Origin of the sequence: Streptococcus sp. HMSC078H03, from assembly GCF_001808655.1 — a bacterium.
GTDB classification, from domain to species: Bacteria; Bacillota; Bacilli; order Lactobacillales; family Streptococcaceae; genus Streptococcus; species Streptococcus salivarius_G.
Genome location: NZ_KV794084.1, coordinates 1 through 5,047, shown reverse-complemented (window position 1 = coordinate 5,047; position 5,047 = coordinate 1). Strand labels below are relative to the sequence as shown.

Below are 5,047 nucleotides of genomic sequence, written 5' to 3'. Positions count from 1 at the left end.
AGACCTTTGAGAACTGAATAAGAAACCAAGTGCAGGGTTATGATAGAAGAATTATAACCTGTCAATTTACAAGAATAAATCGTCAGACGACGGTAATGAGTTAACGCTCGAACAATTATTAAAATTTTTAATGAGAGTTTGATCCTGGCTCAGGACGAACGCTGGCGGCGTGCCTAATACATGCAAGTAGAACGCTGAAGAGAGGAGCTTGCTCTTCTTGGATGAGTTGCGAACGGGTGAGTAACGCGTAGGTAACCTGCCTTGTAGCGGGGGATAACTATTGGAAACGATAGCTAATACCGCATAACAATGGATGACACATGTCATTTATTTGAAAGGGGCAATTGCTCCACTACAAGATGGACCTGCGTTGTATTAGCTAGTAGGTGAGGTAACGGCTCACCTAGGCGACGATACATAGCCGACCTGAGAGGGTGATCGGCCACACTGGGACTGAGACACGGCCCAGACTCCTACGGGAGGCAGCAGTAGGGAATCTTCGGCAATGGGGGCAACCCTGACCGAGCAACGCCGCGTGAGTGAAGAAGGTTTTCGGATCGTAAAGCTCTGTTGTAAGTCAAGAACGAGTGTGAGAGTGGAAAGTTCACACTGTGACGGTAGCTTACCAGAAAGGGACGGCTAACTACGTGCCAGCAGCCGCGGTAATACGTAGGTCCCGAGCGTTGTCCGGATTTATTGGGCGTAAAGCGAGCGCAGGCGGTTTGATAAGTCTGAAGTTAAAGGCTGTGGCTCAACCATAGTTCGCTTTGGAAACTGTCAAACTTGAGTGCAGAAGGGGAGAGTGGAATTCCATGTGTAGCGGTGAAATGCGTAGATATATGGAGGAACACCGGTGGCGAAAGCGGCTCTCTGGTCTGTAACTGACGCTGAGGCTCGAAAGCGTGGGGAGCGAACAGGATTAGATACCCTGGTAGTCCACGCCGTAAACGATGAGTGCTAGGTGTTGGATCCTTTCCGGGATTCAGTGCCGCAGCTAACGCATTAAGCACTCCGCCTGGGGAGTACGACCGCAAGGTTGAAACTCAAAGGAATTGACGGGGGCCCGCACAAGCGGTGGAGCATGTGGTTTAATTCGAAGCAACGCGAAGAACCTTACCAGGTCTTGACATCCCGATGCTATTTCTAGAGATAGAAAGTTACTTCGGTACATCGGTGACAGGTGGTGCATGGTTGTCGTCAGCTCGTGTCGTGAGATGTTGGGTTAAGTCCCGCAACGAGCGCAACCCCTATTGTTAGTTGCCATCATTCAGTTGGGCACTCTAGCGAGACTGCCGGTAATAAACCGGAGGAAGGTGGGGATGACGTCAAATCATCATGCCCCTTATGACCTGGGCTACACACGTGCTACAATGGTTGGTACAACGAGTTGCGAGTCGGTGACGGCAAGCTAATCTCTTAAAGCCAATCTCAGTTCGGATTGTAGGCTGCAACTCGCCTACATGAAGTCGGAATCGCTAGTAATCGCGGATCAGCACGCCGCGGTGAATACGTTCCCGGGCCTTGTACACACCGCCCGTCACACCACGAGAGTTTGTAACACCCGAAGTCGGTGAGGTAACCTTTTGGAGCCAGCCGCCTAAGGTGGGATAGATGATTGGGGTGAAGTCGTAACAAGGTAGCCGTATCGGAAGGTGCGGCTGGATCACCTCCTTTCTAAGGAAAAACGGAATGTACTTGAGTTTCTTATTTAGTTTTGAGAGGTCTTGTGGGGCCTTAGCTCAGCTGGGAGAGCGCCTGCTTTGCACGCAGGAGGTCAGCGGTTCGATCCCGCTAGGCTCCATTGAATCGAAAGATTCAAGTATTGTCCATTGAAAATTGAATATCTATATCAAATTCCATATGTAATTAAATACATATAGATAGTAACAAGAAAATAAACCGAAACGCTGTGAATATTTAATGAGTTAGGTCGAAAGACCAAAATAAGGTTAAGTTAATAAGGGCGCACGGTGGATGCCTTGGCACTAGAAGCCGATGAAGGACGTGACTAACGACGAAATGCTTTGGGGAGCTGTAAGTGAGCAATGATCCAGAGATGTCCGAATGGGGGAACCCGGCAGGTAATGCCTGTCACTCATTACTGTTAAGGTAATGTAGAGGAAGACGCAGTGAACTGAAACATCTAAGTAGCTGCAGGAAGAGAAAGCAAAAGCGATTGCCTTAGTAGCGGCGAGCGAAACGGCAAGAGGGCAAACCGAAGAGTTTACTCTTCGGGGTTGTAGGACTGCAACGTGGACTTAAAGATTATAGAAGAACTACCTGGGAAGGTAGGCCAAAGAGAGTAATAGCCTCGTATTCGAAATAGTCTTTATACCTAGCAGTATCCTGAGTACGGCGAGACACGAGAAATCTCGTCGGAATCTGGGAGGACCATCTCCCAACCCTAAATACTCTCTAGTGACCGATAGTGAACCAGTACCGTGAGGGAAAGGTGAAAAGCACCCCGGGAGGGGAGTGAAATAGAACCTGAAACCGTGTGCCTACAACAAGTTCGAGCCCGTTAATGGGTGAGAGCGTGCCTTTTGTAGAATGAACCGGCGAGTTACGATATGATGCGAGGTTAAGTTGAAGAGACGGAGCCGTAGGGAAACCGAGTCTTAATAGGGCGCATTAGTATCATGTCGTAGACCCGAAACCATGTGACCTACCCATGAGCAGGTTGAAGGTGAGGTAAAACTCACTGGAGGACCGAACCAGGGCACGTTGAAAAGTGCTTGGATGACTTGTGGGTAGCGGAGAAATTCCAAACGAACTTGGAGATAGCTGGTTCTCTCCGAAATAGCTTTAGGGCTAGCGTCGATGTTAAGTCTCTTGGAGGTAGAGCACTGTTTGGGTGAGGGGTCCATCCCGGATTACCAATCTCAGATAAACTCCGAATGCCAACGAGATATAATCGGCAGTCAGACTGCGAGTGCTAAGATCCGTAGTCGAAAGGGAAACAGCCCAGACCACCAGCTAAGGTCCCAAAATATATGTTAAGTGGAAAAGGATGTGGGGTTGCACAGACAACTAGGATGTTAGCTTAGAAGCAGCTATTCATTCAAAGAGTGCGTAATAGCTCACTAGTCGAGTGACCCTGCGCCGAAAATGTACCGGGGCTAAAACATATTACCGAAGCTGTGGATACCTTTATAGGTATGGTAGGAGAGCGTTCTATGTGCGAAGAAGGTGTACCGTGAGGAGTGCTGGAGCGCATAGAAGTGAGAATGCCGGTATGAGTAGCGAAAGACAGGTGAGAATCCTGTCCACCGTAAGACTAAGGTTTCCAGGGGAAGGCTCGTCCGCCCTGGGTTAGTCGGGACCTAAGGAGAGACCGAAAGGTGTATCCGATGGACAACAGGTTGATATTCCTGTACTAGAGTATATAGTGATGGAGGGACGCAGTAGGCTAACTAAACCAGACGATTGGAAGTGTCTGGCCAAGCAGTGAGGTGTGATATGAGTCAAATGCTTATATCTATAACATTGAGCTGTGATGGGGAGCGAAGTTTAGTAGCGAAGTTAGTGATGTCACACTGCCGAGAAAAGCTTCTAGCGTTAATTATACTCTACCCGTACCGCAAACCGACACAGGTAGTCGAGGCGAGTAGCCTCAGGTGAGCGAGAGAACTCTCGTTAAGGAACTCGGCAAAATGGCCCCGTAACTTCGGGAGAAGGGGCGCTGACTTATGGTCAGCCGCAGTGAATAGGCCCAAGCAACTGTTTATCAAAAACACAGCTCTCTGCTAAATCGTAAGATGATGTATAGGGGGTGACGCCTGCCCGGTGCTGGAAGGTTAAGAGGAGTGCTTAGCAATAGCGAAGGTATGAATTGAAGCCCCAGTAAACGGCGGCCGTAACTATAACGGTCCTAAGGTAGCGAAATTCCTTGTCGGGTAAGTTCCGACCCGCACGAAAGGCGTAATGATTTGGGCACTGTCTCAACGAGAGACTCGGTGAAATTTTAGTACCTGTGAAGATGCAGGTTACCCGCGACAGGACGGAAAGACCCCATGGAGCTTTACTGCAGTTTGATATTGAGTATCTGTACCACATGTACAGGATAGGTAGGAGCCTATGACCTCGGGACGCCAGTTTCGAGTGAGGCGTTGTTGGGATACTACCCTTGTGTTATGGCTACTCTAACCCAGATAGGTTATCCCTATCGGAGACAGTGTCTGACGGGCAGTTTGACTGGGGCGGTCGCCTCCTAAAAGGTAACGGAGGCGCCCAAAGGTTCCCTCAGAATGGTTGGAAATCATTCGCAGAGTGTAAAGGTATAAGGGAGCTTGACTGCGAGAGCTACAACTCGAGCAGGGACGAAAGTCGGGCTTAGTGATCCGGTGGTTCCGCATGGAAGGGCCATCGCTCAACGGATAAAAGCTACCCTGGGGATAACAGGCTTATCTCCCCCAAGAGTTCACATCGACGGGGAGGTTTGGCACCTCGATGTCGGCTCGTCGCATCCTGGGGCTGTAGTCGGTCCCAAGGGTTGGGCTGTTCGCCCATTAAAGCGGCACGCGAGCTGGGTTCAGAACGTCGTGAGACAGTTCGGTCCCTATCCGTCGCGGGCGTAGGAAATTTGAGAGGATCTGCTCCTAGTACGAGAGGACCAGAGTGGACTTACCGCTGGTGTACCAGTTGTTCTGCCAAGAGCATCGCTGGGTAGCTATGTAGGGAAGGGATAAACGCTGAAAGCATCTAAGTGTGAAGCCCACCTCAAGATGAGATTTCCCATGATTTTATATCAGTAAGAGCCCTGAGAGATGATCAGGTTGATAGGTTAGAAGTGGAAGTGTGGTGACACATGTAGCGGACTAATACTAATAGCTCGAGGACTTATCCAAAGAAAGTAACTGAGACATATTGACAACGATTTGGTTTCTTGATACAGTATAGATATTCAATTTTGAGTTGAGAATACTCAGAGTTAAGTGACGATAGCCTAGGAGATACACCTGTTCCCATGCCGAACACAGAAGTTAAGCCCTAGTACGCCTGATGTAGTTGGGGGTTGCCCCCTGTTAGATATGGTAGTCGCTTAGCG

General features: G+C 49.3%; 1 tRNA gene and 3 rRNA genes. All 4 read left to right on the top strand.

Annotated features, from left to right (window positions below):
- Positions 1-126 precede the first annotated feature (126 nt).
- The 4 genes from HMPREF2607_RS02425 to rrf all read left to right on the top strand — a co-directional run bounded on the left by HMPREF2607_RS02425 (position 127) and on the right by rrf (position 5,046).
- A 16S ribosomal RNA gene (locus tag HMPREF2607_RS02425) occupies positions 127-1,674 on the top strand.
- A 54-nt stretch (positions 1,675-1,728) separates the two neighbouring features.
- A tRNA-Ala gene (locus HMPREF2607_RS02420) sits at positions 1,729-1,801 on the top strand.
- Between the two features lie 146 nt (positions 1,802-1,947).
- A 23S ribosomal RNA gene (locus HMPREF2607_RS02415) occupies positions 1,948-4,847 on the top strand.
- Positions 4,848-4,930: 83 nt separating this feature from the next.
- A 5S ribosomal RNA gene (gene rrf, locus HMPREF2607_RS02410) occupies positions 4,931-5,046 on the top strand.
- The 16S, 23S and 5S rRNA genes sit together here with 1 tRNA gene alongside, the layout of an rRNA operon.
- Position 5,047 lies beyond the last annotated feature (1 nt).